The sequence below is a fragment of the Halothiobacillus sp. genome, from assembly GCF_027346185.1.
In the GTDB taxonomy this organism is placed as follows: Bacteria; Pseudomonadota; Gammaproteobacteria; order Halothiobacillales; family Halothiobacillaceae; genus Halothiobacillus.
Genome location: NZ_DAIESY010000064.1, coordinates 1 through 3,327, shown reverse-complemented (window position 1 = coordinate 3,327; position 3,327 = coordinate 1). Strand labels below are relative to the sequence as shown.

3 protein-coding genes are annotated in these 3,327 nt (G+C 56.1%); all 3 read right to left on the bottom strand.

What is annotated here, in order from left to right:
- Positions 1-347: SurA N-terminal domain-containing protein (locus M7R55_RS05065; protein WP_298219100.1), on the bottom strand; the 347-nt coding region annotated here is incomplete at its 3' end.
- Between the two features lie 115 nt (positions 348-462).
- Positions 463-2,787: an LPS-assembly protein LptD gene (locus M7R55_RS05060; protein ID WP_298219098.1), complete on the bottom strand. Its 2,325-nt coding sequence runs from the start codon at positions 2,785-2,787 to the stop codon at positions 463-465.
- 11 nt (positions 2,788-2,798) lie between these two features.
- Positions 2,799-3,327: nucleoside monophosphate kinase (locus M7R55_RS05055; RefSeq protein WP_298219097.1), on the bottom strand; the 529-nt coding region annotated here is incomplete at its 5' end.

Sequence of the window (3,327 nt, the reverse complement as noted above, 5' to 3'; positions counted from 1 at the left end):
ATGCCGATTTGTTTGGCCCGTTGCAGTTCGACTTCTTCGGTGATCATCCGATCAAGTACGCGCTCTTCGAGTTGTTTGAAGTCGGAGGGGCTCAGAGCCTGAATATTGATCTGGCTGGAAACCTGCTGGAGGCGGTCATTCAACTGCCGTTGCGTGATCACGCTCTGGTTCACCACAGCCACGATTCGATCGAACATCTGTTCACCGGCGGCAGGCGTGAGGTCTGCTGCAATCGTGGGTGTGCTGAACACAACGCCAAAAGAGAGCCCGGCAGCCAGGGCTAGCCAGGCGGGCGTCAGACGCGCAAAAATAGGGAGCAGAAAAGACGAACGTGGCGATGTGGTCATAAAAATTCCGGTGTTCCTGAATCTAGAATAGTGTGTTGATGATCCATGGTCGGCCTGCAATGCGGCGGCAAGGCCGGTAATCGGGAAGCAGTGATGATGCCTGGCTTTTATAAGTTTATTGATCATAACCGAGAATTTCCTGCTGGAACCGGTTCTTCTGACCAAAACTGCCGAGCCCTTTGAGTTCGACCTCAAACAAGATCGCATTGGAATATTTTGGCGTGGCCGAGGCACCGATGGTATCTGGATTGACAACATAACGCTTCAAAGCGACCCGTGCGGCCCAGCAGCAGGAATCGTAACCCACGCCGAGCAGCGATTGTACTACCTTATTCTGATTGAAATCGTAACCCAGGCGTCCAAGAATCTGCCAGTGGAGGCTGGCTTGCCAGGCAAATGAAACATCGGCCTGTCGATAGGCCAGTGTGGTGTCCTGCGGCTTTGTGAAGTAACTGACGTTGGCCACGCTGCCTTGGTCGGCACGGTAACCCATGCGGGTTTGCGTGCGCCCGATGTGGCCGCTGTCACTGTCGTATTCGGCCGTAAACGAGCCATTCCAGTGTTTGTTGATGTCGGAATAAGCCTCGGCCACCACGGTAGAGCCGCCTTTATCGACAGTCGGGATGACGCGACTTTCCCTGAAGTTGTATCGCTGCGCAATCCGCAAGCTCAATGGCTCGGTGCCCTGCAGCGTATCGATAAGCGACCAGCTCACGCCGTACGTCAGGGCATTGGCATCGCTGATGCGGTCACCGCCACTGAACCGATTGGCTGTGAATAGCTGGCTGTAGCTCATGTTGGTCAAGCCGGTGTCGAACAAGGGGATGTTCGTTTGATCCCGATACGGAACATTCAGGTAATAGAGTCTGGGCTCGAGTTGCGCGCGATAGCGGCCCGTCTCACCGTAACTTCGCTCAAAAAACAGTTTCGAGTCCAGACTGGTGATCGGCAAGACGCGTGTGGGGTGTTCCTGGGGATCACTTGCCTGGTACAGAGGATCGCTCAAGCCGCGCGTCAACTGATAGGCTGTGGCATCAAGTGTCAGTTTCGGCGTGATTTCATACCAACTGTCGCGGAACTCATGATATAGCGACGGCGCAACATGCAACCGTTGACCGGTAGTTGCACTGGAATAAGGGTTTGAGAACCGCGTGGCATCGGCAACCAGAGATAGATCGGCCAAGCCCAGATCAAAATTTTTGCTGGCCGTGATTCTGGGCATGATCCGGTACGGATAGGCCGACTGGGGAATCAACGGGTTCACGGTCTGGTATTGCAATGCCATCAGCCCAAGCGACCAACCACCCGTTGTCGCATTCAGATTGAACTGGGTCGGCAGATAATCTGTGGTGGCCTGATTGAGATTGGTGGAGAAATCACGGAAAAACTGCTGATCGGATACCCGATTGACGTTCAGGGCGTAGTTAAGATTCGGTGTGATCTGCGCTTGGTCCTTGAGCGTCAGCGCCCAGCGCTTTTCACCGTAAACCCGGTCGTTGGGGAGCCAGAACAGGTTGACCTGATCGTAACCTGCACCCGTTTGGCCGAAGCGGTGGAGATAACGGAATTCCGTATCCAGACCCAGTCCACGGCGCGTGAATACATGGGGTGAGATCGTCGCGTCCATATTCGGCGCGATGTTCCAGTAATAAGGTTGGACGTATTCAATACCACCCGATGTGCTGCTACCGAAGGTCGGGAAGAGCAGGCCGCTTTGTCGACGGTTATCGATCGGGAAGTTGAAGTACGGGAAATAGAAGATCGGGACGCCACCCGCGTGCAGAACGGCGTCATAGGCTTGGCCTCGTCCGGACTCACGGTCGAGGTCGATTTGTTTTGCCGAAATATCCCAGGCCCGCTTTGCAGGCGGGCAGGTGGAGTAGTCGGCCGTGAACAGCTGGTAGGTTGATTCGCTGTGTTGCTCGACCCGGCTTGCACTGCCCGAGGCCCGGCGGCTGTAGAGCCAGTATCGGGTATCGTTCAATTCGCCCTGGTGCAACTGCGGCTCAAGCCAGCCATGATCGGCATTGAGGGTAAAATCCGGCGTTTCGTACCACAGATCGCCCGTGCCCGTGATACGTTCCTCTGGCTGTTTTTGATAGGTGAGCTGGTTGCCGGTGATGCGGTCGGCTGGCCGCACGATGCGCGCATCACCCTTGAGTTGAATCGTACCGTTCTGCTCGAACTGAGCATGGTCAGCGGTTGCCTGCGTCGGCGTGTCGAGTGGTTGAACCCGAAGTGGGGGACGGTCCGGGCCGAATGGCGGGCACAGACTGCAAGACTTGCTGTCGGCTGCCTGATCAGCAGGGGCGGTGTCTTCGGCTTGTGCGCCTGCGGAGAAGATACCGGAAACAAGTATGCAGGATATGGCCAGCGACAGAGCCAGCCGTTGTGGATTCGAATGCCGCTTCATGCGGGCGCGAGAAGTGATTGGGCGCATCCTGATCCTGCTTAGGTGGCCATGCGAGCCAGAACGTCGTGGAATGCTTCGGTGATGTCGTCAATGGGTTGTGTACCATCGATTCGCGCCAGTTTGTTCTGCTTTTCGTAAAACGCAATCAGAGGAGCCGTTTGCTCTTCGAAGACCTTGAGGCGCTTCTCGACGGTCGCCTCGTTATCGTCTGCCCGCTGGATGAGTTCACCGCCACAGACGTCGCAGATGCCCGGTTTTGCACTGGGGTGCGTGTATTTATTGAATACCGCGCCACATTGGCTGCAGGTCTGGCGACCGGTGAGGCGTTGCATCAGATCCTTGAAGGGAACATCGAGGACGATTGCAGCCTGAAGAGACTGGTTCAAATTGGCCAGCATCTCGTCAAGTGCTTCGGCTTGAGCAATGTTGCGCGGGAAGCCATCGAGGATATAACCGCGCTTGGTATCAGCCTGATCGAGCCGTTCCTTGATCATGCCGAGGACGATGTCGTCACTGACCAACTGCCCCGCATCCATGGCTGCCTTGGCTGCCTGGCCCAGCGGGGTG